Raw genomic sequence first — 24,835 nt, 5'->3', positions numbered from 1 at the left:
GTTTCGATGATGCTGTATAGGTGAGCGCTTGCTATTGCGCCGCGTGAGGTTTGGCTAAACATCCAGTTCTTACGGCCAATAACAAATGGTTTGATAGCGCGCTCGGCGCGGTTATTGTCGATATTAAGCTGACCATTTTCAAGATAAACTATAAGTTTATGCCATTGATTAGCGAGATAGGTTGCTGCCTCTGCTAACTTGGTTTTCCCGACTAAACGTGGCTGGTTTTGCTCTAGCCATTTATGCAGTTTATCGATAATAGGTTTCGCTTGCTCTTGCCTTATTTCATGCTTTTGTTCTGGTGTTTTATCGTTGAGTTTTGATTCAATGCCGTACAGTTTTTGAATAAGACTCAAGACTACGTCGGCTTTGCCTGTCTTGTTTTTACCCTGCACGTGTTTTGCTTCTATAAATTTACGACGTGCATGGGCCCAGCAACCAACTAGTGTTGATTGCGTTTGTGCATACGCTTGATAACCATCAACCTGTAAATAGCCCGAATAGCCATCCAGATAATTAACCACACAGGAAGCTGCCCGACTATTTTGATAGTCGTAAAGCACAATGTTTGGCATTGAGTTGTGTTTATTTATAGCCGATGGCGAATCCGTGCCGGTACAATATAGCCACATGTAACTTTTTACTTTGTCGGCGTTGACCACATTGACCGTCGTTTCATCGGCATGTATCGCAGGCTGTTTAAGTAACGCGTGTTTCAGTCGTTGTATCAGCGGTTCAAACAAGGTAGCGGATGCGAGTACCCAGTCACTCATGGTTTTACGGCTAAGCTCAATGCCGTATTGCTTGAACATCGACTCTTGTCTGTGCAGTGGCAGTGCATATTGATATTTGCTGGTGATGATTTGACTTAACAAACTGGACGTGGCCATGCCTTTGTTGATGGCCATGTTTGGCATCTTGGCTTGTTTAATACTGTTATTCGACCCTGACTTATCACATTCACGACACGCGTACTTTGGGCGAATATGCTCAATGACTTTTATCTTTGCGGGAACGAAGTCGAGCTTTTCGCTGACGTCTTCACCCATTTTATGCAACTCATTACCACAGCAGTTACACAACTTGTCTTCTTCGGCAATGTCATGAATCACTTGCTCACGGGGTAAGTCTTTGGGTAATGGTTTGCGCTTTGGTGTTTTGCGAGTGTAGATAATCTCTTGCGTAGCAAGCTCATCAAGTTGCTCAATGATGTCTTCGGCTTCATTAAACAATTCACCTTGTGCGTCAAAGACTTCGGCACTTTTACCAAATTGTTTTTGTTGCGCTAGGCGGAATTGTTCCTCTAGATACCGGTTTCTTGCAGTCGCTTGCGCTAATTTTTCAGCGTGCTCTGCCAGCAGCTTTTTAAGCAAAGCCGGATCGTCTGGAAGGCAGTTAACATCAATGTTCATCCTTTTATTTTATAATGTTTTTTACCGTAAACTAGCTTAATGCGATGGTTAATATTGATCCCGCGACGATCTAAATAATGCTAGCGTTTTCGATGTTGATTTGTTGATGCCCTATGACATCATACCCAGATAATAACCAGTGTAATTGTTGCTCGGTTAAGTTTAGGGTGTCGGCGCTGAGGTTTTTCGGCCATTTAAATTTGTGCTTATCGAGGCGTTTATACCACAGGGCAAAGCCTGTGTTATCCCAATACAATATCTTCAGCTTATCTCGGCTTTTATTACAAAAAACAAACACGGCACCGGATAGCACTGACAGTTCGAGTTCACTTTCAACAATGGCCGCTAAGCCATTAATGGATTTTCTGAAGTCGACAAACTGATTGCAAAGGTACACGTCGGGCACATCAATAAACATGTTCATGCTTGCAGCGCCTTTATTAAATTAGCCACCCATGTAGGCTCAGATGAGGTTGGTATAGTTAAATGAGTTTCACCATGAGATAACGTGATTGAGGCATTCACTTTATGGGGAATGGCTTTGTTTTGCACTTTCACCAATTTAGGTGCTTTTGCAGCGTCTTGTAACTTAGACCGATATTTATAAAAGTTTGAAGTGGGTAACATGTTTTCTTTACAAAATGCGACAATAGATAAGCCGCTGGTTTGTTGCTGCTCAATCAATTTTTGCCAGTCATTAAGGGTTCTTTTTTGCATAATACCTCCAGTAGAAACTGACGGTATTTTCAATTAATTAAATCCACTCTGCTAGGTGTCGTTGCTCGGACGCTTACGACCCAAAAACACTTTCAGAACAGTCCATTATAAAATGAGGCATATACTCTCCTTGATATTAATCGCTAATATGAATAGTTTGACCGCATCTTACTTGTAAATAAGGTTCCTATTGGTATTTATCTTAAATACATTTTTTCAATACAGCTTATATAAACATTTCGTGAGGATTTAAAAAAAACATTCTTTTCCAACCCTGAGTCTGTGTTGTAGCTAACCAAGGAATTGGAATTATTGATAAGATTGAATAATGAATATGCGGTTGTTTTCCCTGGGCATTACCTGAATCTCCCAAAACACCAATAACTGAGCCAGCCTTAACAACAGTACCCGTTGTAACAGAGTAACTGTCCATATGCGCGTAATAGTGAATACGCCATTTAGGCACTAATACTGCCACTACATTCCCGCCTTTACGTATTGTGCCCGTATAAATGACTAAGCCTTTGCTAGAAGAAAGTGTGGTAGTCCCTTTTTTACCAAATATATCAATCCCTTTATGGACCACAGAGCTTCCCCATGGCTCATACCAAAAAGTATTATGGTTCCAATCATTGGGTGTTGCACCCTCAACAGGAATAACAATGTCATCTGGTATGATCATACCTATAAGGAAAACTGCGGTAAGTAGAACGAGTATAAATCTTAATTTTTTCAATGAGCTATCCTTGGCACATATTAACCGAAGTACTACCAGCTTGGGTGTCAGCGTGGGAACTATTCATACAATGGGCTTTACTTTATAAAGGGAAGATTTTAATGCCCTAACCAGGCCCAAGTTAATGAAATCCGCTGCCCTAAGCCATCCCTGCATTACTCAGCATATTAGTTAAGCTGATATTAAACCGAATTAAGCGCGTTAAATCAACACACTAATTTCGACTTACATTATCGATTGTCTGCAAAGTGCCATGAGCGGACTGTCGTAACCTTAGACTCTTGTAAGAGTTAAATTTCCCGTTTTGGGCAGTTTTGTAGATATTCCGGATCACTAGGATTCCTGCTAGTTGAAAAATCCATACGGATAGAAGTTAAAACAGGCGAATTGTCTATATTTTTCTCTGTAGCTTGCCACTTCCATTTAACCATAGCCGCTACTGCGTTTTTATCGAATACGCCTTTAGGGTACGATGAACGAACCTTATACTCTTGAGCTTTTCCATTTTGATCAATACCAACTATTAGATCAACGCAACCAGATATATTATTTTTAGCAGCTGAAATTGGATATCTAGGCTCGATTCTTTTTGCAACAGTCCAATACTCATCAACTAATTTAATTTGATTTTTACCTGATATATCGAGGTAATTTATTTTTGGTTCCTCAACTTTAGTTGTTGTAGCACAAGAAACCACAAAAAGTGTAAGTGGTAATAATAGGTATGATTTATTCAAAGCTTTCTCCTTTTAGCTCTAACGCCCAAATAACAGGCAATAAATAGTTGGTTAAAATAAGCGACGAAGGAGCAAAACCAACTGTTTTTGTCCTTGTTTAATTGTTTGTTAGGTAACATTTACCACGTTAGCCTTACTTTTTGACTGCCATAACCAAATAGAAGAACCAATACAGAAACCTAGAAACAATGTTTGAAGTTGTAAAGCAGAACTATCCGAAAGAACGTTTAATGAATAAAAAGCAACAGAATTAATTGCTACGTCGCTAAGCATTATAACCAGTGTTAACACCAAACCAGCGTTACGCCATTTAACTAACAAGTAAACAGCCACAATATCTATAACAGCCAACGCTGTCCAATAAATATTAACCCATTCAGGAGCAAATTTATAAGGCAAAAATCCATAATATAAATTATCGAATATGTGAGTTGCACCACCTATAAATAGGCAGAAACACAAAACGAAAATTACTACTCTATCCATGAGTCTATACACCTGATTTGTTACCTAACGCCGTAAATAAACGGCAAAAAATAGTTGGCTAAAATTTGTGAGATACGAGCAAAGCCAACTGTTTTTGTCCGACTTGAAAACCCTTGTTAGGTGTTTTGTGGGTACATATGGAATGACCAATATTGCATAGCTTCAAACTCTTGCTCTTTCCATTTTTGTCCGCAACAATCACATATTAATATACTAACGCTTTTTTGATGCTCATCTCTATAAGATTCACTCTCGCTAAAATGACAGCCATTTTTTCCATTTGGTCTTTGGTAGTTCCCTTAGGCCTGTTAGATAACTCTATGAAAAGACAGTTACAATGTAAATCATTTATTGCTACTTGTAATAAATTAGCTTTCCAAAACTCTTCCCAAGTTAGTTTATCTTTTTTAAATTCATCTAAAAGAATAATGTCTCGATTTGAAATCTTACACAAATCTTTTAACCATCTTTTTTGAGGACCATTAAAATCCATTCTGCAACCTCAAAAAAACACTTAACAGCTTGTTGAACATCATTTTGGTGGTTTAGAACACACCAAAACGACATATATTCATACCCTGATAATTTCATCAATAATTACATTTGTAAACAGCTAAAATTTTAAGCTTGTTATCTTGCACTAAAACGGCAGTTAATAATGTTATAGGACAAAATTAGAGTCTTACTCATCAAACCAGAACTAAGTATAACTTTATAAGCGTCTGGTTCTCGCTCTTACTTACCTTCTAGGTTTTGATCTAATAGTTAAAACTATATAAAACTCAGCACGTAAATTAATGGTTATTGCTCATCAGCGTCGCGAATGCGTTCTTTACGTTCTTGCTCTTCATCAAAGGCGGCTTGAATTTCGTCAAGTACTGAATCTACATCTGCAGCTTCGCTGTCATCTTCAAATTCGCCACTGAGTTTTGAGTGCGGGGTTAAGTTAGCATCTGCAAACAATGCCCACATTTCTTTGGCGTATTGCGTGTGTAATAACGCAGGTGCAAATTGGCCATAATAGCGGCGCATGTTATTTACATCACGGGCAAACATCGCCTCGGCACTATTATTAGCAGAGGCGTTAACCGCTTGGGGTAAATCAATAATTACTGGGCCGTTGCTATCAACAAGTACATTAAACTCCGATAAATCACCATGAATAATCCCAGCGCACAGCATTAATTTGATGTAGTGCATCATTAATGTATGTTGCTCAATGGCTTGTTGCTCGGTTAAATCAACCGCGCCAAGTTGTGGTGCAACATCGCCTTCATCATCACTTACAAGTTCCATTAACAAAACACCGTCAATGCAGCCGTAAGTTTGCGGTACGCGAACACCTGCTGAAGATAAACGCGACAGCGCGTCAACTTCAGCGTTTTGCCAAATTTCCTCTTCTAATTGACGGCCATAGCTGGAACGTTTACCCATAGCACGGGCTTGGCGGCCACCACGTACTTTTCGTCCTTCTTGGTACTGTGCAGCTTTTTTAAAACTGCGCTTACTGGCCTCTTTGTATACTTTAGCGCAGCGAATGTCATCGCCACAGGCGACTACAAATACATCGGCCTCTTTACCGCTCATCAAACGGCTGATCACTTCATCAATAAAACCATCATCAACTAATGGCTGTAAGCGTTTAGGTATTTTCAAACGACACCTACTAAAAATACAGGGCTGGCTTTTTGTTTTGCTATGTGGTTCAAACGAGGCATACCTTTGGGGATTGAAGAAAGTTATAAATTATTAGTAAACTTTAAAGTTACATTTAATGACTAAATACGCTGCTAGAATAAGCGACTACACAGAAAAAGCCAACCGCCTTTTTTGCTTTTTAAACATTATTGAACAAGAGCCGAGATAAAACCAAAAAACGAGCACGGTTTAGCGTACTCGTTTACTTTACATTATTAAAAAGTGTTTAGAACTGCCACACCAAAGACGCCCAATAGCGACGGCCATCTTCAACATAACCGTACTCTTGCTCTGTGATCTCTTTATCAAGCAAGTTGTAAATTCCAGCACCAAGTTTAACGCTGTCACTTAGCTGATAATTAGCGCCTAAATTGGCAATGGTATAATCAGGGGCAATTAAACTACTTTGTGAAGGCCCTGTGGTAGGCTGGCTTTCTTCTCCACGATATTGCACACGTAACCATCCGCCTAACTTATCTGTTGGACGCCAATTTAAAGACGTTTGTAAACTATGTTTTGGTAGCTGATTAAGTGGGCTCCCTTTATATTCACCGGTTTTTTGCTCTGAGTCGGTGTAGGTATAACTGGCACTCACATCAATTTCAGTTGAAATATCGTAATCTACTGATAGCTCAATACCTTGGGTTATGGCTTCATCCACATTAATGTACGTAGTTGGCATGGAGCCAAACTGATTTGGGCCATCGGTACACTGCGTTAATGGGCAAGCTATACGGGTTATTTTGTCATCAAATTCATTATAAAAAACGGTTGTCGATATACTTAAATCGCGTCCAGAGTCATAGTAAACACCCATTTCATAGTTCACTGATTGCTCAGGCTTTAAGTCAGGGTTACCATAAATATTACCGCCACGACTCACTTGTCCCCACTGCGCAGTAGATTGGCGAATATTTGGCGCACGGAAACCCGTTGATATGCCGCCTTTGATGGTGATCGCTTTAGATGCGCTATAAACACCGTATAAACGTGGACTCCAATGACCGGCAAAATTGCCATCATGATCGTAACGCAGGCCTGCGGTAAGCTTAAAGTCATCCGTTGCTGCCCACTCGTTTTCACCAAAAACTGACCATTGCTCGTTTTCTACATGGGTTAAGTCGCTAATTTTATTACTTGTATAATCATCCAATGACTCTTTTAAATAGGTCGCACCAAACGTAGAGTTATGATCACTAAATAGCGGTAAACTCCAAGTTGTTTGAATGTCGGTATTTTCGACAAACATTTCACGTGAGTTATTATCAAACTTATCGTATTTAATGTAACTACGCGACGATCCAAAGTCATAAAAACCATTGTGTGACATAGAGTATGTTTGTTGCTCATACTCAGTAGTTGCTGATTCAGGGCAGCCACGTCGACCACAGCTTTCACCTGGAGCAAGCGCGGCAACTGTTTTGCCGAGGGTTTCGTCTAATGTTTGCTTTGCCGAGCCAAGTTCAAACATTAATTCGTGACTATCATTAGGTGTTAATGTGAACTTTGCTTTTACATTACTTTGTTCTTTGCCTCGAAATCCTGCAGTAAAATCATCTTCATTTCGCTTTGAAAATTGACCGTATAATTGCACGCCCAATAGATCTGGAATAATGCCACCAGAAGTGAAAAAGCTGGCTTGGTTTATATCACCTGACTGGCTTTGCTCTTGAATGGTGCTGTCTAAACGCAGTTCTCCATACCACTGCTCTGGCGCTTTACGGGTAATAATATTGATCACACCACCAATAGCATCAGAGCCATACAACGACGACATAGGGCCACGTATTACTTCAATACGTTCAATCGCTGAAATTGGCGGCGTCCAAGCACCTTCTACGCCTGGGCCATCACTATTTGGTCGTGTTTCTCTTGAACTTTGGCGTTGTCCATCAATTAAAATAAGCGTGTATTGGCTTGCCATACCACGCAAGCTAATATCTTTTCTGTCACCTCCGCCAGTCACTATTACACCCGGAATATCAGCCATTGCGTCGGTTAAGTCACGATAAAAGCGGTTTTCTAGCTGCGCTCTGTCGATAACACTAATACTTGCAGGTGCCTCTTTGAGCATTTGTTCGTAACCAGAAGCAGTGACAACCATTACTTCCATATCTTGTTTTTTTTCATCAGCAAAAGCAGGGTTAGCAATTGCAAAAGTACTTAAAATAAATGCAGTTACCGGCCTTAACTTACAACTTACCGTGTTCATGATATTTCTCCGTGACATTTAACTTGTAAATGATAATAATTAGCGTTTGCGATAATAGTGAGAAGTTCCCTTCTTCTCAACGCTATTTTTATTAAAGCTAATTTAAGTAAGGCTTAACGGTATGAGTGATAAGTTAACTAAAACCCTGAATATATTTGTTCGCACAGTACAAACGGGAAGTATGAGTAAAGCTGCCGCAGACCTTTTAATGACAACCTCTGCAATTAGTCAGCAAATAAAACAAATAGAGCTAGATGTAGGTTTGAGTTTATTTAATCGCAGCCCTCGAGAATTAACGCTTACCGAGGCCGGTGAGCTGTATTATCAAAGTTGTTTACAAATGCTTGCCGTTGCAACAGCTACATCAGAACAATTACAGCATTTACAAAATTGTCCGAGTGGGCAATTAAAACTAGCAGCCCCTGTCGGTTTTGGTGGTGGGTTACTAAGCGAGCCTGTAAAGCATTTAATTAACCAATTTAGTGATATAGATGTGCACTTAACGCTTTCTGACGAGCCGATTGATATGATCAGAACAGGTATAGATTTAGTGCTGGCGATTGGCCCTCTCGAAGACTCAAACTTAATTGCACGCCAGCTCGCTAGTTGGCCATTAATACTGTGTGTTCATAAAAATCATGCACTAGCACAGCAACCAAAAATCACACTGGATGACCTAAAAGCGCATAACCGCATTGCACATATAGCTGTTGATCCGGCGCTTACGCACCTTACCCGCGGTGAAAGCACAACACTACCAAAAGCGCGTATTGCCATTAATAATATGCAAACTGTGATTCAATTTGTTCTCGACGAGTTAGGCTATGCTATTTTGCCTGAGCCTGAAGTACGCAATTTCTTAGCTACAGGAGAACTTTTAGAAATATGCACTGACTGGCAGCTTCCCCATTACGATGTATTTGCTCTAACGCCTGCACGCGACACGTTAGCAGCAAAAACAAAAGCTGCAATTAAAGCACTTAACGCATCATTTTCAGCTATTTAAATAACCTAAGTTCAGGTTAAGGCTTGTTTATAGTTAACTAATTGCAAGCCAAACTCCTACTAGCACCATTAAACTTCCCGCAATACGGTTCATCCACTTAATGTTACTGCCTTTGGTTAGAATTTATACTTGCAGTTTTTCTGTTATGTAAACGCAAAACAAGCATATAGCTAAGCGCTCATTCAGTAAGACTGCATTATTATTAATACTTTACAGAACATTAATAAACACAGGATTATTACACAGGAGTATATATTACATGGCAACCACACCTAAAAAGTCACATGAGGTTAATAATGTACAATCGGCCTTATTAAACCCAGAGCACAGCATTCAAGTAAGAGGCGCACGTGTTCATAACTTAAAAAATGTGGATGTAAACTTGCCTCGTAATTCACTTGTGGTGTTTACCGGTATATCGGGCTCGGGTAAATCATCGCTCGCCTTTGGAACATTATTTGCCGAATCGCAACATCGTTATCTTGACTCGGTTTCACCTTATGCACGCAGATTAATTGATCAGGTAGACGAGCCTGATGTAGATTCGATCGAAGGACTGCCACCAGCGGTAGCATTACAACAACAGCGTGGTGCACCCTCGGTACGTTCATCGGTGGGTAGTGTAACCACTATATCTAACGCGCTGCGAATGCTTTACTCACGCGCAGGCGAATACCCCAAAGGGCAAGGCATACTTTATGCCGATGCGTTTTCGCCAAATACGCCACAAGGGGCATGCCCAGAGTGCCATGGTATTGGTCGCGTTTTTAACGTAACCGAAGAGCTGTTAGTGCCCGACCCGACTAAATCAATTAAAGAGCGCGCCATTGCAGCATGGCCGCCGGCTTGGCAAGGTAAAAACCTAAGCCGTATTCTTACTTCTTTAGGCTACGATATTAATAAACCGTGGAATACCCTGCCTAAAAAAGCCCGTGATTGGATTTTATTTACCGACGAAACACCTACAGTGCCCGTGTTTCCTGAGTACACACTTGAGCAAACACAAGCGGCAATTAAAAATGAAGAAAGCCCCAGTTACATGGGTACATTCATAAGTGCTAAACGCTTTGTTTTACAATCGTTTGCCAGTACGCAAAGCACACGCACAAAAAAGCGCGTATCGCAGTATATGCAAATATCACAATGCCCGCAGTGCGAAGGTAAAAAGCTTAAAAAAGAGTCGTTGTCGGTTAAAATAGCAGGCCTTGATATAGGCGAAATTTCGCAATTAACACTCAATGAGCTAGCAGATAAACTAAGGTTTGCCGCTAGTAACCCAGCTAAAAGTAATGCTGCAACCCCCGAAAAAGCCATAGTTGCAAAGCGCATCACGAGCGACATTATTAAACGCGTTGAAGCACTCACCAAACTTGGTTTAGGGTATTTATCGCTTGAGCGTACTACGCCATCTTTATCGCCTGGGGAATTACAACGCTTGCGGCTTGCAACGCAAATTCGCTCAAAATTATTTGGTGTTGTGTATGTGCTAGATGAACCTTCGGCAGGTTTACACCCAGCCGATACACAAGCCTTATTAGCGGCATTAGATGAGCTAATAGCCGCTGGTAACTCAGTGTTTGTGGTTGAGCACGATGTAAGTGTTATTCGCCATGCCGATTGGGTAGTTGATGTAGGACCAAATGCGGGCTCCCGTGGCGGTAATATTGTTTATAGCGGCCCTGTTGCAGGCTTAAAGCAAATTTGTAACTCACACACGAGCCAGTATTTATTTAAAAATGACGAATCTCATCAAGCTCAAATACAAAGTAAACAACGCCCAGCAAAAGCATGGCTGTCGCTTAAAAATGTTGAGCGTAATAACTTACAAAAACTTAATGTAGAATTTCCGCTTGGGGTTATTACAAGTGTTACAGGGGTATCAGGCTCAGGTAAATCAAGCTTAGTAGGCCAAGCGCTTGTTGAATTGGTTTATGATGCACTAGGGCAAAAATCGCAGCCACAAATACCTACAGATGAAGCCGAGCTACTCGAGCAAGAGCTCGATATAACAACTGGCGGGCAAATAACTCACGGCATTGAACATATAAAACGCTTGGTAACGGTTGATCAAAAAGCCATTGGCCGCACACCTCGTTCAAACCTTGCAACTTACACGGGCTTATTTGATCACGTACGTAAACTGTTTGCCAATACCAAAGAGGCAAAAGCGCGTAAGTACGATGCCGGTCGCTTTTCGTTTAACGTTAAAAAGGGTCGATGCGAAAATTGCGAAGGCGTAGGCTTTGTAAGCGTGGAGCTGTTATTTTTGCCTAGCGTGTATTCGCCTTGTCCTGTATGTAACGCCAAGCGTTACAACCAAAAAACACTCGACATTACCTATAAAGATAAAACTATTGCCGATGTGCTTAATTTAACCGTTGAATCAGCGCATACATTTTTTGACGATGAGCCCGCTATTGAACGCGCGCTAAATACACTGCTACAGGTAGGCCTTGGCTATTTACGTTTAGGGCAACCCGCTACTGAGCTTTCAGGTGGCGAAGCCCAACGTATTAAACTTGCCACTGAACTACAGCGTACTCAGCGCGGGGATACACTTTATATTTTAGATGAACCAACCACAGGCCTACACCCAAAAGATGTAGCTGTGCTAATGGCGCAGTTAAATGGCTTAGTTGATGCTGGCAATACCGTTATTATGGTCGAGCACGATATGCAAGTAGCCAGCAACAGTGATTGGGTTATTGATATTGGCCCAGGAGCCGGCAACGAAGGCGGGTATATAGTTGCACAAGGTAAACCTGAAAAAGTGGCAAATGTAAAAGCGAGTAAAACAGCACCATTTTTACTGAAATAGTTAAAGAATAACGCTTTTAATTTTATAAAAGCGTTACCTATAGAGTAGTTAACGCTTAAAATAACTTCTTGGGATGAATTCAATATCTGCAATTCAGATTAATTTATACACGCCGTTTTTATTTTGATAACCAATTAGAAATAGCCTCGCCTATTTCATTCGGCGAATCTTCTTGAAGATAGTGGATACCGCTCACGGATACCTCAGCTAGGTTTGGCCATGTGCGCACAAAGTCTCTTGCGTAACCAACTAAAAAAGCACCTGGTTCTGCATTAATAAATAGCTTTGGAATATCATGAGAGTTGGCTAAATAACTCGCATAGCTTTTTACTAAAGCGACAGTATCGGCAGCCTCTCCGGCAATGGGAAGTTGGCGAGGCCCTGCTAAAATTGCACGGCGATCCTCCCCTGGATTTATAAAGGGTCTACGATATTCGTCGTGTTCTTTTTGCGTTAATTGACGCGAAATAGTCGCTGGTAATATTGTTTCAATAAAAAAGTTATCATCAAGCACCATTTTTTCACCCTCAGCAGAGCGCAAGGTGCTAATTGGGCCATGTAAGTCCTTAAGAAAGTCATCCCATGTTGGAAAATCGGTAACAATTGCTTCCATTAAGCCAATCGCTTTTACTGCATCACGATGTGTATTAGCCCAGTTAAAACCAACACCAGAGCTCCAATCGTGCAGTACTAAAGTAACATTACTGTTCACGCCCAACGCTTCTAAAAGTGCAAATGTGTATTTGCTGCTTTCATGGGTGTTATCTAACTTTTTCGAATCTCCTAATCCAATCATATCGATAGCAATTAAACGCCCTTTTCCTTGTAAATATGGCATAACATTTCGCCAAAGGTAGCTAGATGTAGGATTACCATGTAAAAACACAATAGGATCGCCTTCGCCTTCATCTATTTAGGCCATTTTTTTTATCTAATATAGTTTTAAACTTTTTTGTATAACGTAATGTTTCTGAATCATTTTTTATTTAATTGATATACATGACTGAATCACACAATAAACGAGCGTACTTAACTTGTCACTATATTTATGTGATCGAATCACATACAATTGAATTAATGAAAAATGAAAAATACATATCAAATTTAATCGGCACGTTTACCACTTTTGTTTCTAATGACATTGAAAAAGCAGATTGCCGAATTAGGCGGGCGAAGCTTAAGCCACGAATCGGCACTCTTCACTATTTACAACCACCCAAATGAAACCATAGATGTACTGAGCAAGGTTTTAGGCTTAACGCACTCTGGTGCGGTTAGATTAATAAATACGCTTGAAAAAGAAGAGCTTGTAGAGAGGCGTAAATCGGTAAAGGATGCTCGCTCTGTTGTTTTATACGTAACTGATAAAGGAAGTCAAAGGGTTAAAAGAGTACTAAACAGCCGAGAAACAGCACCTCTAAAATACTAAATAGCTTTAATGATGAACAAAAACAAAGCTTTTTAAGTTTGATAGAACTAGCGCTTAGCAGCCTAACAAGCGAGCAGATAGAAGCCCGTAAAATATGCAAACTATGTAACGAAGGTGTATGTAGAAAGCGTGGTTGCCCAGTAGAAAATGCTATTAAATAAAGTACACCCCACTTAAAAATTTATCCAATAAGTTAAAGAATGATAACAGCCACTTTAGTCGTTTTTCTTACATGAAATTAGGTAAAGATAGATTCGATTATAGTTATAAAATTCATGCATCTTTTTAAATTGTAAAGGTATTCCCCCCTTGTACCTTTTTTAAAATAAGAAAAAAGAACCGTTTTAATGAAAGTTTTTAGCTATAAGGTTGACCCATCTAGTTACAAGTGTTAAAAAGTAAAAATGAACACTAACTTAATAAAGGAATAATTGTATGATAAAGGGAATAAAAATCGCTTTAGTATCAAGTGTAATGCTCTCTGGCTGTGTAGTTACTGAAACTATTAATGGAGGTATTGCTATTTTAAATAACTCTCTCACAACTGCTGAATTACCTATTACATACACAAAAGCGGCTAAAGAAAGTGGCACTGAGAAAATGAAGCGTCTTGCAGTTATTTCAAATAACAGAAACGCAGCTACAGGTATAATTGAAACAAACCTTGCAAATATTCGTGTGAATGGCCAACCTTACTTTACCTTTGTTGATAAAGCTTCTCTTAGTAAAATTATAGAACAACAACGGTTTAATGAAAGTGATATCAGTAACTCAAAAAACAGAACCCGCCTAGGTCAACTTACAGGCGCAGATACACTTATCACTGCTGACTACACTGCTGATGTAGATACCTCTACTTACTACGAAAAAGACAGTGAATGTATACAAAAAGGTGATAAATGGTACAAGTGTGAGAAGTCTAGAGAAATAACCATTAAGTGTTCAGAAAAAATTGCGAAAGTAAATTTTAAACCTAAGGCTGTATCTGTAGAAACAGGGCAAATTGTTTTTACTAAACAATATTCACGCCTATCAAGTAGTAAAGTATGTAAAGGTGACGACCCTCATCCATCTGACTCTGTATTACGAGGCAGAGCACTTGCCGCTGTAATAGAAGAATTAAAACAAGATGTTGCACCACACCAAGTGACTAAAAATGTAAAGTTGATGGAATCTGATGATTCAGATTTAACTGATAAAGCAGAAGAGTTATTAGACCTCGCTGTTGAATTTGCAGAAAAAGACATGCCTGACCACGCCTGCAAAACCTTTGCAAAAGCTCAAAGCCAGTATTCAGAATCACTGGCTATAAACTACAACAATGGTGTGTGCGCAGAAAGAGCGAATGATTTAGAATTAGCAAAAGCATATTATGAAAAAGCGAGCAACTTAACATTAGACGTTGACGAACTTAAGTTTGTTATTGAAGGCCAAACACGGCTTGTCGAGCGTGAATCGGATAACGCAAAGCTAACTCTAGCAACAACTTCAAACCGTTTGTAATTTAAGTTAAGGCCTACCAATTTTGTGTTAGGCCTTATTGCTGTTGGTAAAACTATGACTACTAGAACATCCTCACTACTATTAGCGGCAATAGCGCTAAGTCCTTTCCTTACTAATGCAGCATCACATTGTAGTTGCAGCTCATACTATGCAAAGAATGCCCAGCCTAAGTGGGTAGGAATAGATATTGTTGATGATGAAAAATTAGCTAGCTCAGGCTCTTCACAATGCTCTGGTTTAAAAACAATTGATGAACGTCGGTCAGCTAAAAATGCGCGTGAAGAGCTCGCAAAATTACTAAGTACTGATATTTCAGTGAAAGAAATAATTAAAAACACCTCATCAAGCACAGTAAGCCATTCTGATTACAAATCGGTGATTGAGTCTCAAACCAATCAGCTATTAAAAAGCGCAAAAGTATATGATCGTTATGTAGACCCTATTAACTGTACTGTATATGCAGCTATTTCAATTAGTAAAGCCGATCTTGAAGAAGGCCAACAAGAAAAAATAAAACAACAACAAGCAATGCTAGGCGCAAAAAATAGTTGCTTAAAAGTAACGGGCGAAAATAGCTCTCAACTTACAGAGTTACTCACTGAGCAACTTTTACAGCATGGATATAAATTAACAAACTCGGCTTGCGAAGTGACCTATTTAGTTAAAAACTCGATAATAAAAGCACAAAGTAAACTTGTAATTACACAGTTAAAACTTCAAATAGATACACAAAGCAAAAAGTCTATTTGGCAACAACGTTTTGAAGGAAAAGGTTTGAGCTACTCTAAACGCTCAAAAACCGAGTTAATTCATTTAGCCAATCAAGACAGCACAACTAATTTAATAAATAGCATTGTAAAGTTAAAAAATACTGCTATCGATTCTTATTAGCGATTATATTAAGCCATGTTTTAAACAGTTATATTTAACACTGATAAACTATATTTTAAGGATGAAAATGTCTGTAGGAAATAACTTAGAGCCTGAGGCTAACACTGAAGAAAATAAATCTTTGTTAGCTAAATTGAAAGGTTACTTTATTTTACTTATGGTTACTTTAATGGGTCTTGGAAATTGGGCCGATAGTAAAGCACTCATAATTGAAGGGTACAACGGATTCATTACTCACTTTACGAACCAAATCGAAGAAAAAAAGATTACTGCGCTAGATATTGGCAACTACTTACCTTACGCTGAAAAAAAAATAGGTATTCCGCAAGTAATTAAAACATCATCTTTGAATACTGATTACGAATATAGGTATTACAAAAATACGAAATATTTACTCACACTTATTAATAAAAATACTCGTATAGTCGGCATCGCCGTACATAGCTTAAAATACGATAAAGCTATGGTACCGGAATTTACACCCTTAATACCTTTTAATAAAAAAATGCTCAGAGTTAATAGTTTAAGCGATGTTATAAAATCAAGTAACGAATTTTATTTTGATTCTCATAATATTAAATATTATATGCAGTCAAAACAGTTAAATGCTCAAGGTATGTTTTTGAACCTTAGCGTTGGCTTTAGTAACTACGCACCATTACTTGATGAAACGCAAAAAGCTTTATTTAAACTTGATGAGTTAATGCTTACTCAAGATGACGAAAAAGCCTTAGCTAAAACAACCGAGATACTTGCTAACACTGCGGCTACATTTTATGCAGTATCTGAGCTATCTAGTGAATACATCTCTGATTCATTACTGACCAAGTATGAATTTAACGCTTATTTTTAAGGATAAAAAATGCGTCACACTTTATTATTTTTTGCTTTATTTAGTGCTTACAGCGGGGCTACCACGCCGACGTTCGAAGAATTTAAAAAACAGCAACTTGCAAAACAAACCACTTTTAAAAACGATCATCAGTTGGAATATCAAGCATTCAGACAAGCATATCTCGAGGAATACGATAAATTTAGAGATAGATTATTGCAAAACTGGTCAAGACCTGTACAAAGCTCATTATTAGAACGTGTTGAATATAGTGCGGATAAAAAAACACGTATTATTATTGATGAACAAAATTCGACCGTGACTGTACAAACACTTGAAGACTCAAATGAAACAGGACTAAAAGCGACTTCTCAAGAAGAAGCATTAACAACAAATCAATTGTTAAATAATGTTAAATTATCGCCGGTTTTAACTGATATTTTTAAAGACCTTAGCTTACTCGATAAAGCAGTAAAAACAGCAAAAGTTGATATAAAAGCACAGCCAGACAAACATGAAAGCGAAGTCGCATTAATTAATGAAATTACTTCTCAACACGAGCAATCATTGAGTAGTTTAGATAAAAACGAGCAATTACCTAAATCACAAATTGATATCCAAAAAGAGCAGCTTACCAAAGAAAAAGAACAACGTATTAGTAATTTAAATAATGCGCTAAAAAAAACAAAAGAGCAAAACCTTACCTACAAACGCATTAAGTCGCATACTTTCGCTCTACCCGATACTTATTTACAAAAAAAAGTAGCGCCTTTTGTTACTTATTATAGCCAGTTTTCTAAAGACCAATTATCTTTACTATTAGCTATTTCACATGCTGAGTCGTCATTTGATCCTAATGCAAAATCGCATATTCCAGCATTTGGATTAATGCAAATAGTGCCAAACTCAGCAGGCTTAGATGTTGCTCGCAAACAATTTAAAAAGGATATAGCTCCTACAGCTAAAGAATTATTCGACCCAAAAACTAATATAACTTACGGTGCTGGGTACTTAGACATTTTAACGACTCGATATTTGCGCAAAATTAATAATCCCATAAGCCGAAGATATTGTGCCATTGCAGCTTATAATACTGGCGCTGGTAACGTAGCTAAAGCATTTAACTTAAATAGAAGTACGAATATAAATAAAGCGGTAGCCTTAATAAACCAATTAGATAGCGAAGGTGTATACGCACAACTTATAAATAATTTACCGTACGACGAAACAAAAAAGTACTTACAAAAGGTAAGTAAATTAGATATTCAATATCAAAAAAACTTAGAACAATGGAACCTTAACAATAAGGAAGTAAATCATGCGAAATAAACTTTTAATATTGGCAGTTGCTGGAGTTATTACAGCATGTGGTACAACACCACAAAAGTCTCAACCTCTTGCTGAAAACGATTCTGTTCCAAGCTGGGTTTTACAACCTACAGCACCCGAGGGCGGTTTGGCTTCATCTAGCTGTGTAGTATGGACGGGAAATATGGCTGCAAGTAGAGCACAAGCTATTGCCAATGCACGTGCCGATCTAGCAACTCAAATTAGTGCTAAAGCGCAAGTAATGGATACACTAATAAACAAACAAACCCAACAGCAAGACTCAACGACGACTAATTCATCATTTACGCAAATAAGTAAACAGGTAGCTGAGCAAAGCTTAGTAGGGGCTATTGCTAAAGAAATTGGTTTTGCTCGCTTAGATGGAAAGAAACAGTTATGTGCGCTTGTAACTATGGAAAATACTAAGCCTTTATTTGATAAATTAATCGAAACGTCAGGAAAGAATTTAAGCCCTAATGATGAAGATATGCTTTATCGTGAATTCAAATTAAAAACAACAACTGATGAGCTTAAAGCGCTAGATAAATAAGCGTTTCATAACAGCCCTAATATAAGTTAGGGTTGTTATATTAATTAAATAACTACAATAAATTACCCTAGTATTAACCAAACCCCCACTAGCACCATTAAACTCCCGGCAATACGATTCATCCACTTAATGTTGTTGCCTCTACTTAAAAATAACCGCAGGCTTTTTCCGCCTGTTGCGTAAATCATCATACAGATAAACTCTGAGAGTAAAATAATGGCCACCAGCACCGCTAACTGTGGGCAACACTATGTTTTACGTTAATAAACGGAGGTAATAAGGAAATCATAAACGCCCAGCCCTTAGGGTTGGCAATGGCTGTAACAAATCCTTGCGAAAAAAGTGAATAACGACTCACTGCGGTGGTGCTTTGCGTATCAACCGCCATTTTACCTTTAGCACGCCACATATTAATGCCAATATAAATTAAATATGCGCCGCCCACCCACTTTAAAATAGCAAAGGTATCGGGGTAATTAAGCATTATGCTCGCTACACCTAATACCGCGGCTACTGCGACTGTTGCTACACCGAGTAGTTCACCTACCATCATCCATAATGTTCGGCGAACGCCAATACTCATGCCTAAGGTCATGGCCAGTGTCATACACATACCGGGTGTAATTGATACAAAAAAGAAGGTAGGAATAAATACCGCAAGTGCAGCTACATCAATCATTTAAAGCTCGCAATAGATTAAAAAATAGTGTTAATTATGAATGAAAGGGTAAAGGAAAAAGCCAAAGGTGAAATAGCTTCCGATAAATTAGAAGTAACAGCGTCGAGACTCGGGCTACGGGCAACGAGCTTAGCCCAAGTTAGCAGCGCAGTATTTCGCGCTGCCGAACCTCGAGCTCGAAACTCTTAGCACATTAATTTACGTTTACGTCTGCAACCGTTTCGGTGGTTTCAGTATCTGCTTCTTTATCTAAAAGCAAATACTTATCAAGCCACTGCTCTTGCTCCCACAGTACATGTAATAAGCTTTTACGGGCACGGTAACCGTGAGCTTCGTAAGGAAGCATCACTAAACGCGCTTCTTTACCCAAGCCTTTAAGTGCAGCATACATACGCTCACTTTGCATTGGAAAAGTGCCTGAATTAGGGTCCTCTTGACCGTGGATCATTAACATAGGTTCGTTAATTTTTTCAGCATGGAAAAACGGCGACATGTTTGCGTACACACTTTGTGCTTGCCAAAAATCACGTTCTTCACCCTGAAAACCAAACGGCGTCAATGTGCGGTTATACGCACCACTGCGGGCAATACCTGCCTTAAATAAATCGCTATGTGCTAATAAATTAGCCACCATAAACGCACCGTAAGAGTGCCCTGCAATAGCAATGTTATCTTTATCGGCAATGCCCTTTTCAACCAGTACATCAACCGCTGCTTTAGCGCTAGAAACCAGCTGTTTTCTAAAGTGATCATTTGGCTCACTGCCATCAACGCCTACAATCGGCATTTTAGGATCGTCAAACACCGCAATCCCTTTCGCAAGGTAAGGCATAGGGCCCCAATAACCTATGTAGGTAAATTCGTATTCAGATTCACGCACTTGTGATGCAACTGCTTTATCTTTATATTCAAGTGGATATGCCCACATCAATACCGGTAATGGCCCTTGTGTTTTGTCATATCCTGGTGGTAAATAAAGCGTACCTGAAAGCTCAACACCGTCATCGCGGGTATAACGTAACTGCTCTTTGGTTACGCCTTTAAATGCAGGGTAAGGGTGCTCAAACTGAGTAAGCTGTGTTAGCGAGCCTTTATCTAAATCGCGAATGAAAAAGTTTGGCTGCTGCGTTTTAGACTCACGAATAGTAATGAATTTTGTGCCTTCATCATCTAACAATGCACGGACACGCTCGTAATAAGGCGCTGCTGATTGCCATAAACGTTTGGTGCTATTCGTTTTAACATCGTACTGATCTAAAAAAGGAATGTTTCCTTGCTCAGACGCGCCATCGCCACGTAAGTAGATGTAACGTCCGCCAACAACTTTTATTACGCTAACACCTAAATCGTTACGCTCGTAAATTGCACTCCCTGGATCTTTATAGGCATCGTTATAACTGCGCTCTGAAAATAACACGCGGTTACTATCGGCATTACGTGGTTGAATTACATAAGTGCGCACTTGTCGATCACTAAAACGCCAATCACTTAGCATGGCAATATTATCATTACCCCATTGTATGCCAGCAAAACGACGCTCTACTTTGGCAAATAATTTAGGGTCGCGTTTAAATGGCGCTCGTAAACTGTAAAGGTAGTCATGATATTCAACCTCAGTTTTCATATCACCGCCATCTTGCGCCTCGGCCCATATGACTTCAGCACCTTGATCGGCTCGCCACTCAAAATCACGACGACCGGTGCGTACACTGTCGTAGCCTTGTGGAATGTTGTCGGCAAGGGGTTGCTTTGCCAGCTCTACTAATGCATAGCCACGCATTCCCCATATTTGCCATGTAGTTGCAAAACGACTGTAAGGGACTTGATACGAAAATGGCTCGTCGATGGTCGCGACTAAAATATTGGTTGAATCAGGCGAAATTGAAAACGATTTAAATAAACCGGCACGGCCAATCGGCTGTGCTTTACCATCAAGCGTGATATACGCTAATTGACCTTGACCATAAAATTTAAATTGTGCTTCATCAAACGGGCTGGTCAATAAGTTTTGATAAGTCCTTGCTGGGGCTTTTTCGCCAGTGCTTTGTTGAATAACCGGCACTGTACTTTGAGTATCATTGGTTAATCTTGGTTTGTCTAAGTTTACCGCTAAATTAGCCACAATCGCCGTGCTATCGGGTAACCACTGATAAGGTGTAGCAGTTAGTACAGAATTAAGTGCAAGCTCACTTAACTGCTTAGCTTGTTTGGTTTTAACGCTATAAACCCATAGCCGTGCGTTATCCGGTTGTTCAACAATAAACGCTAAATGTTCGCTATTTGCTGACCAACGCGGCGAGCGAATAATCCCCTGAGGCAAATTATTAACGTTTATTACTGTTCCACTTTGAACATGCTTAAGCTCTAACGCGCTGTACTTTGCACTTACCCGTGAGCGTGAAAAGTTAGCAGGATTAAGCTTAATTCCCGCAAGCTTAAATTCTTCTTTGGCCAGCTCATCAAGCGACACAACACGCTTGCGTTCAAACAGAGCAAGCCACTGACCATCATTCGATAAAGAGCTAGTTGGTGCTAACTTAGCATCTACGAGTGCAGCAAGCGCCGGTGAAGGGGTTTGATATCCTTGCTCTGCATAACTTGCAGGCAATAAAACAATGCAGCCTACCAAGGCAATAAATAGCCTAAAAGCATTCATGTTTTCATCCTTTTTTATTGTTAAATATTACCCGCTATATAAACACGTTTTACCTTGTTCATAAAGTGTTAAGCAAGGATAAAATCAGCTAAATGATGCTTAAGTAAGGCGAATAAGTTAAACTATGCGACTATTTACTTATCGCTACTGCGTTTTCGTTATGTGCTTTGGCTTAATAAAACGCAGCGTATTTACACTGCTGAAAAAGCACGCAAATAAACTAGGGTCTATTGACCTTTGCGGATTATAATTTGTTCAAACTAGCGGCGGTTTAATCGCGGCGCGAGGTTTGTAACCTAGTGGGCTAAGTAAAAACCGAGCAACAAAGAGTAAATCGCCCCTAGGCAGAACCCTTCGGGCAGCGCCTATTTGGTATTGATGCTGCGTTATCGCCTATTTGTGGGGAACAACCACACCACATAGGCTCTGCCTTGCCTAAATACCAAACAGACTGCTGCAAATTTAACCTTGAAAGGTCAACAGACCCTAATAATAAGAGATCTAGCCAATGAAAAAAGTGCTGGTAATTGGCTATGTATGGCCAGAGCCCAATTCGTCTGCTGCGGGTACGCACATGATGTCGTTACTTAATGCGTTTAAATCGCAAAACTGGAATGTTGAATTTGCTACGCCTGCACAACCTACCGAGCACATGGTAAATCTGAACGATTACGGCATCACCAGTCAAAGCATCGCACTTAACTGCGATAGTTTTGATGATTACGTTAAAGCCTACAACCCAGATATTGTTATGTTCGACCGTTTTATGATGGAAGAACAATTTGGCTGGCGTGTAGATAAGCATTGTCCTAATGCACTTAAAATTTTGGATACCGAAGATTTACAATGCCTGCGTAATGCACGCCATGAGGCGCATAAAGGCGAGCGTGAATTCAACCACAGTGATTTACTATCAGACATAGCTAAACGTGAAATAGCCGCTATTTTACGCTGCGATCTTAGCTTAATTATCTCAAGCTATGAGATGGAACTACTCAATGAAGTGTTTAAAGTTGAGCCTAGCGTGTTACATCACTTACCATTTATGGTTGATTTAAGTGCCTTACCTGAGCAAACTAAATCGTATGAACAACGCCAACACTTTATGACCATTGGCAACTTCCGACATGCTCCAAACTGGGATGCGGTACTCTATTTACAAAAAATTTGGCCGCTTATCCGCAAACAACTACCGCAGGCAGAGTTGCATATTTATGGTTCCTACCCACCGCCAAAAGCCACCGCGCTTAATAATCCTAAAACCGGCTTTTTAATTAAAGGTTGGGCCGATGATGCGTATGAGGTAATGCAAAGTGCGCGTATTTGCTTAGCTCCTTTGCGTTTTGGGGCGGGTATTAAAGGTAAACTTTTAGAGGCCATGATCATGCAAACCCCAAGCGTCACCACGCCAATAGGTAGCGAAGGTATGCATAACCATTTACCATGGCCTGGGGCTATCACTCAAAATGCAGAAGAATTTGCAAACGCTGCTGTCTCAATTTATACCAATCAAGCTGAGTTTATAGCTGCACAAAAAGCTGGCAATACGCTACTAAATACCTTGTACGACAAAGTAAAATTAAGCGCGGCGTTAATTAATAAAATTGACTCTATAAGCAACGATTTAAAAGCGCATAGGGAAAAAAATTTCACCGGTCAAATGCTAAAACATCACACCATGCGCAGCACACAATATATGTCGCAATGGATAGCAGAAAAAAATAAAAAATAACGGTGAGAAATGACTAGACAGACGGCGATTTGTGTTTAAAATCGCCGCAGATAAACTTGGGCAATTTTAGCATTATTGCCTATATTTTTAGCTTAGTTATTTAATAGTTGGTTCAAAACAAATTTGAAAACCGCAACGTTTACAGAAAAACGCAAATTTATCGTTAAATTGGGCAAAATGCTTCATAAGTACGGTACACCTGCTTATCGCCTAGAAGCCCATTTAATGGAAGTGGCGACTTACCTTGGTCTTAAATCATCGTTTGTCATGTCGCCAACATCGGTTACCTTTGTTATTTGGACTGATGGCCACGAAGATGAATACACCCATGTTGCCCGTGTAGACCCTGGCGATCACGATTTAGGTTCACTTGCCGATACCGACGATTTAGTTAATAAAATGCTCAATGGCGAGCTCACGTTGCAAGAAGTTGATCAGCAACTTGATATCATTTTTGATGCCCCAAACCCTTATAACGGAGTGCTGACAGGTGTTGCTTTTGCTACCTCTGGCGGCGCATTTGCCATGCTCATGGGCACCAGTTGGAATGACGTGCTGTGGTCTGGGTTATTAACCTTTATTGTATACTTATTTGTATTGTGGTCGGCCCGTTCGAAACGTGTGGCTCACATGCTTGAGCCATTAGTAGCAATAGTGTCGGCTATTCTTGCTTGTGCTATTAGCGTTCATTTAGATGCACACATCAACATTCGATTAATTGTACTCTCTGCCATTATTGTGTTTATACCCGGTTTAGCCCTTGCACTTGGCCTTGCTGAACTTGCAGCCAGACACTTAGTATCGGGCACAGCACGCGTGATGGACTCATTTATGTTGCTGTTTAAGCTTTATTTTGGGGCTTTTATTGGTCTTGCTATTGGCTTTGCGGTCTTTGGGCAAGCCGATTTCGTACAACCTGAGCCGCTACCAAAGTGGACTGCATGGCTCGCTATTTTACTTTTGTGTAGTAGCTTAATCGTTATCTTTAGAACAAAGCTTAAACATGCAATGTGGTCTATTGCCTCAGGCTTTATAGCTTATGGCACTAGTATTGGGCCTGCTATTTATTTAGATTTAAATTACACGTTAGGGACCTTTATTGGTGCATTTTCTGTTGGTGTGTTCAGTAATTTATTTAACCGGGTTGCTAATGCCCCGGCCTCAATTGTAGCTATGCAGGGGTTAATTGTATTAGTGCCTGGGAGCAAAACGTATATTGGTTTAAACTCACTCATTGAAGGCCAAGACTTTGTTTATGCAGATCATATTGGTCAGCAAACGTTTTTAATTTTCATGTCGCTCGTGGCCGGACTTATTTTTGCAAACGTGGCGCTTCCTCCTAAAAAGAGTCTATAGATTTATGCGCGGTTTTAAGCCGCGCTTTTGCATAACTACAACATTAAACCTCCTCT

The 24,835-nt window shown here is 39.8% G+C and carries 21 protein-coding genes and 2 pseudogenes; 10 read left to right on the top strand and 13 right to left on the bottom strand.

Annotation, left to right across the window (positions count from 1 at the left end; translation table 11 throughout):
• The 9 genes from L641_RS0118400 to L641_RS0118360 all read right to left on the bottom strand — a co-directional run.
• Positions 1-1,412 (bottom strand): IS66 family transposase (locus L641_RS0118400; RefSeq protein WP_024600959.1); only part of this gene is annotated, 1,412 nt, incomplete at its 3' end.
• Positions 1,413-1,482: 70 nt separating this feature from the next.
• Complete coding sequence (tnpB, locus tag L641_RS0118395) at positions 1,483-1,836, bottom strand: IS66 family insertion sequence element accessory protein TnpB (RefSeq protein ID WP_024596033.1); 354 nt, start codon at positions 1,834-1,836, stop codon at positions 1,483-1,485.
• Positions 1,833-2,129 (bottom strand): hypothetical protein, encoded by a 297-nt coding sequence (locus tag L641_RS22470; protein WP_024596032.1) that lies wholly within the window; start codon positions 2,127-2,129, stop codon positions 1,833-1,835. Before L641_RS22470 ends, tnpB begins: the two co-directional genes overlap by 4 nt.
• 226 nt (positions 2,130-2,355) lie before the next feature.
• The gene (locus tag L641_RS0118385) at positions 2,356-2,811 is read right to left on the bottom strand and encodes a M23 family metallopeptidase (protein WP_249365188.1); all 456 of its coding nucleotides are present in this window, start codon (positions 2,809-2,811) and stop codon (positions 2,356-2,358) included.
• Between the two features lie 344 nt (positions 2,812-3,155).
• Positions 3,156-3,602, bottom strand: a complete 447-nt coding sequence (locus L641_RS0118380) for an energy transducer TonB (RefSeq protein WP_024602733.1) — start codon at positions 3,600-3,602, stop codon at positions 3,156-3,158.
• A 108-nt stretch (positions 3,603-3,710) separates the two neighbouring features.
• Positions 3,711-4,088, bottom strand: coding sequence for a hypothetical protein (locus L641_RS0118375; protein WP_024602732.1), 378 nt, complete (start codon positions 4,086-4,088; stop codon positions 3,711-3,713).
• Between the two features lie 205 nt (positions 4,089-4,293).
• Complete coding sequence (locus L641_RS0118370) at positions 4,294-4,581, bottom strand: hypothetical protein (RefSeq protein WP_024602731.1); 288 nt, start codon at positions 4,579-4,581, stop codon at positions 4,294-4,296.
• 308 nt (positions 4,582-4,889) lie between these two features.
• Positions 4,890-5,744, bottom strand: a complete 855-nt coding sequence (locus tag L641_RS0118365; protein ID WP_008109146.1) for a PA4780 family RIO1-like protein kinase — start codon at positions 5,742-5,744, stop codon at positions 4,890-4,892.
• 268 nt (positions 5,745-6,012) lie between these two features.
• Positions 6,013-7,998, bottom strand: a complete 1,986-nt coding sequence (locus L641_RS0118360; RefSeq protein ID WP_029750461.1) for a ligand-gated channel protein — start codon at positions 7,996-7,998, stop codon at positions 6,013-6,015.
• Positions 7,999-8,119: 121 nt separating this feature from the next.
• Between L641_RS0118360 and L641_RS0118355 the strand changes: the two genes are divergently transcribed.
• Positions 8,120-9,004 carry a LysR family transcriptional regulator gene (locus L641_RS0118355; protein WP_024602729.1) on the top strand — a complete coding sequence of 295 codons (885 nt, stop codon included), beginning with the start codon at positions 8,120-8,122 and terminating at the stop codon, positions 9,002-9,004.
• A 33-nt stretch (positions 9,005-9,037) separates the two neighbouring features.
• Here L641_RS0118355 and L641_RS23665 read toward each other — a convergent pair.
• Positions 9,038-9,124, bottom strand: a pseudogene (locus L641_RS23665) (LysE family translocator); the annotation flags it as partial.
• A gap of 139 nt (positions 9,125-9,263) precedes the next feature.
• Here L641_RS23665 and uvrA point away from each other — a divergent pair.
• A complete protein-coding gene (uvrA, locus tag L641_RS0118350) occupies positions 9,264-11,822 on the top strand; it encodes an excinuclease ABC subunit UvrA (protein WP_024602728.1) in 2,559 nt (852 codons plus the stop codon).
• 118 nt (positions 11,823-11,940) lie between these two features.
• Here uvrA and L641_RS22465 read toward each other — a convergent pair whose 3' ends face one another.
• Complete coding sequence (locus L641_RS22465; RefSeq protein WP_253944077.1) at positions 11,941-12,708, bottom strand: haloalkane dehalogenase; 768 nt, start codon at positions 12,706-12,708, stop codon at positions 11,941-11,943.
• Between the two features lie 249 nt (positions 12,709-12,957).
• On the opposite strand from L641_RS22465, the gene L641_RS23660 reads away from it, so the two are divergent.
• The 6 genes from L641_RS23660 (at position 12,958) to L641_RS0118315 (ending at position 18,356) form a co-directional block, all read left to right on the top strand.
• Positions 12,958-13,251 carry a MarR family transcriptional regulator gene (locus L641_RS23660; RefSeq protein ID WP_253944076.1) on the top strand — a complete coding sequence of 98 codons (294 nt, stop codon included), beginning with the start codon at positions 12,958-12,960 and terminating at the stop codon, positions 13,249-13,251.
• A 435-nt stretch (positions 13,252-13,686) separates the two neighbouring features.
• On the top strand, positions 13,687-14,754 hold the full coding sequence (locus tag L641_RS0118335) for a hypothetical protein (RefSeq protein ID WP_024602727.1): 1,068 nt from the start codon (positions 13,687-13,689) through the stop codon (positions 14,752-14,754).
• 54 nt (positions 14,755-14,808) lie between these two features.
• Positions 14,809-15,645 (top strand): TonB-dependent receptor, encoded by an 837-nt coding sequence (locus L641_RS0118330; RefSeq protein WP_138765091.1) that lies wholly within the window; start codon positions 14,809-14,811, stop codon positions 15,643-15,645.
• 67 nt (positions 15,646-15,712) lie between these two features.
• Positions 15,713-16,498, top strand: coding sequence for an ETEC_3214 domain-containing protein (locus L641_RS0118325; protein WP_013463048.1), 786 nt, complete (start codon positions 15,713-15,715; stop codon positions 16,496-16,498).
• Between the two features lie 9 nt (positions 16,499-16,507).
• Positions 16,508-17,806 (top strand): transglycosylase SLT domain-containing protein, encoded by a 1,299-nt coding sequence (locus tag L641_RS0118320; RefSeq protein ID WP_024602726.1) that lies wholly within the window; start codon positions 16,508-16,510, stop codon positions 17,804-17,806.
• The gene (locus L641_RS0118315; RefSeq protein WP_013463046.1) at positions 17,796-18,356 is read left to right on the top strand and encodes an LPP20 family lipoprotein; all 561 of its coding nucleotides are present in this window, start codon (positions 17,796-17,798) and stop codon (positions 18,354-18,356) included. The genes L641_RS0118320 and L641_RS0118315 overlap by 11 nt, the downstream gene beginning before the upstream one ends.
• Before the next feature lie 62 nt (positions 18,357-18,418).
• Here the strand turns inward: L641_RS0118315 and L641_RS22455 are convergent.
• Positions 18,419-19,035: pseudogene (locus tag L641_RS22455) on the bottom strand (LysE family translocator).
• 193 nt (positions 19,036-19,228) lie between these two features.
• Complete coding sequence (locus L641_RS0118305) at positions 19,229-21,691, bottom strand: prolyl oligopeptidase family serine peptidase (protein ID WP_024602725.1); 2,463 nt, start codon at positions 21,689-21,691, stop codon at positions 19,229-19,231.
• A 508-nt stretch (positions 21,692-22,199) separates the two neighbouring features.
• On the opposite strand from L641_RS0118305, the gene L641_RS0118300 reads away from it, so the two are divergent.
• Both L641_RS0118300 and L641_RS0118295 read left to right on the top strand, forming a co-directional pair.
• On the top strand, positions 22,200-23,423 hold the full coding sequence (locus L641_RS0118300) for a glycosyltransferase (protein ID WP_024602724.1): 1,224 nt from the start codon (positions 22,200-22,202) through the stop codon (positions 23,421-23,423).
• Between the two features lie 123 nt (positions 23,424-23,546).
• Complete coding sequence (locus tag L641_RS0118295) at positions 23,547-24,779, top strand: threonine/serine exporter family protein (RefSeq protein ID WP_024602723.1); 1,233 nt, start codon at positions 23,547-23,549, stop codon at positions 24,777-24,779.
• The last annotated feature ends 56 nt before the right edge of the window (positions 24,780-24,835 follow it).

Origin of the sequence: Pseudoalteromonas sp. TB41, from assembly GCF_000497975.1 — a bacterium.
In the GTDB taxonomy this organism is placed as follows: domain Bacteria; phylum Pseudomonadota; class Gammaproteobacteria; order Enterobacterales; family Alteromonadaceae; genus Pseudoalteromonas; species Pseudoalteromonas tetraodonis.
This window is presented reverse-complemented; position numbering and strand designations above follow the sequence as displayed.

Excerpts from the sequence above, each read along its gene's own strand:
- L641_RS0118375 (WP_024602732.1), bottom strand. The coding sequence starts at position 4,088 with ATGGATAGAGTAGTAATTTTCGTTTTGTGTTTCTGCCTATTTATAGGT.
- L641_RS0118320 (WP_024602726.1), top strand. The coding sequence starts at position 16,508 with ATGCGTCACACTTTATTATTTTTTGCTTTATTTAGTGCTTACAGCGGG.
- L641_RS0118325 (WP_013463048.1), top strand. The coding sequence starts at position 15,713 with ATGTCTGTAGGAAATAACTTAGAGCCTGAGGCTAACACTGAAGAAAAT.
- tnpB (WP_024596033.1), bottom strand. The coding sequence starts at position 1,836 with ATGAACATGTTTATTGATGTGCCCGACGTGTACCTTTGCAATCAGTTT.
- uvrA (WP_024602728.1), top strand. The coding sequence starts at position 9,264 with ATGGCAACCACACCTAAAAAGTCACATGAGGTTAATAATGTACAATCG.
- L641_RS0118360 (WP_029750461.1), bottom strand. The coding sequence starts at position 7,998 with ATGAACACGGTAAGTTGTAAGTTAAGGCCGGTAACTGCATTTATTTTA.
- L641_RS0118330 (WP_138765091.1), top strand. The coding sequence starts at position 14,809 with ATGACTACTAGAACATCCTCACTACTATTAGCGGCAATAGCGCTAAGT.
- L641_RS23660 (WP_253944076.1), top strand. The coding sequence starts at position 12,958 with ATGACATTGAAAAAGCAGATTGCCGAATTAGGCGGGCGAAGCTTAAGC.
- L641_RS0118300 (WP_024602724.1), top strand. The coding sequence starts at position 22,200 with ATGAAAAAAGTGCTGGTAATTGGCTATGTATGGCCAGAGCCCAATTCG.
- L641_RS0118335 (WP_024602727.1), top strand. The coding sequence starts at position 13,687 with ATGATAAAGGGAATAAAAATCGCTTTAGTATCAAGTGTAATGCTCTCT.
- L641_RS0118370 (WP_024602731.1), bottom strand. The coding sequence starts at position 4,581 with ATGGATTTTAATGGTCCTCAAAAAAGATGGTTAAAAGATTTGTGTAAG.
- L641_RS0118305 (WP_024602725.1), bottom strand. The coding sequence starts at position 21,691 with ATGAATGCTTTTAGGCTATTTATTGCCTTGGTAGGCTGCATTGTTTTA.
- L641_RS0118385 (WP_249365188.1), bottom strand. The coding sequence starts at position 2,811 with ATGATCATACCAGATGACATTGTTATTCCTGTTGAGGGTGCAACACCC.
- L641_RS0118355 (WP_024602729.1), top strand. The coding sequence starts at position 8,120 with ATGAGTGATAAGTTAACTAAAACCCTGAATATATTTGTTCGCACAGTA.
- L641_RS22470 (WP_024596032.1), bottom strand. The coding sequence starts at position 2,129 with ATGCAAAAAAGAACCCTTAATGACTGGCAAAAATTGATTGAGCAGCAA.
- L641_RS0118315 (WP_013463046.1), top strand. The coding sequence starts at position 17,796 with ATGCGAAATAAACTTTTAATATTGGCAGTTGCTGGAGTTATTACAGCA.